Source organism: Bacillus sp. P4_D3 (genome assembly GCF_056401855.1).
On sequence record NZ_JBFUIN010000919.1, the window covers coordinates 1 to 1,072 of the forward strand.

Here is a 1,072-nt window from a genome sequence, read left to right on the forward strand (position 1 = left end):
GAACAAGAGTTTTTTAAGCAAGAGGAACTGAATGAAGTATGGGATGTTGTATTAAAACTACCTAAAAAACACCGTGAAATACTAATATTGGACGCCAAATATGAATTATCTTATGAAGAAATGGCAGAAACATTAGGAGTGTCAATTGGAACAGTAAAATCTAGATTAAGCCGAGCAAGAAATAAAGTTTCAAAATTAATAGGGGAGGGTAGAAGTGATGAACAGTAAAAAAAATCCTGATTGGTATAGTAAATTGAAAAAAGGCCCAATGGAGCATCGGAAAGATGAAGAAGAATTTATTTATAAAATAAAGCAATCGGTATATCAAAATAGTGAAGTAGATTCTGTAACATATAAGAGACCATTTCGTAAAAAAGCATTGCCTGTTGTAGTTGTTTTGGTTTGTACAATGTTATTTTTTATTGTTCAACAACCTTGGCTTGATGATAATAAATCACCGGTACAAAGTAGTACTCAAATTAAGCCGAAAACTAAAGATGAGTCTGCTCAAGATCCATCATTAAAACAATTTATGAATGATTTATATCGAAGCACAAATTCAAAAAATGAAAATGATTTGTATAGAGCATTAAATGATGAAGTTCTATTTAAAGGGAAGAGTTATAAGAGGGATGAATTGAAGTTTGATGAGGATATTTTTCATGAGTTGCAAGTCGCTCTTACAATGGGGGGAGAATTTGCAAATGATACAAAAAAAGTATACAAAGTACCAAGTGGATTGACAGAAAGTAATCAATCAAAGCAAGAACATTTTATATATGCAACTGTTACTGGAAATAAAACAAAAATCTTAGCTGAACCAAAACGAGAATCACAAGTTTTATATGAAGTATCTAATGAAATGGTAAAAGCTTTGATTCCAGAAAAAGCGCAGAATGATGGATATATAAAAATATCGACAATTAACGGTTATACTGGATATGTACAAAAAGAGTATGTTTTAACTGATATTAAATATTCTTTCATATTTGAAAAGAATGATGAAGGTATATGGGAAATAATAAATATAGATTCTATATGGTAAAAGAGGAAGGTTCACTTTAATGAACCT

General features: G+C 30.1%; 2 protein-coding genes. Both read left to right on the forward strand.

Annotated features, from left to right (window positions below):
- Positions 1–228, forward strand: a 228-nt coding sequence (locus tag AC1DTM_RS28000) for an RNA polymerase sigma factor (RefSeq protein ID WP_477001427.1), incomplete at its 5' end; no start/stop codon positions are given.
- Positions 218–1,045 (forward strand): SH3 domain-containing protein, encoded by an 828-nt coding sequence (locus tag AC1DTM_RS28005; protein WP_016104886.1) that lies wholly within the window; start codon positions 218–220, stop codon positions 1,043–1,045. The genes AC1DTM_RS28000 and AC1DTM_RS28005, both read left to right, overlap by 11 nt.
- Positions 1,046–1,072: the final 27 nt, after the last annotated feature.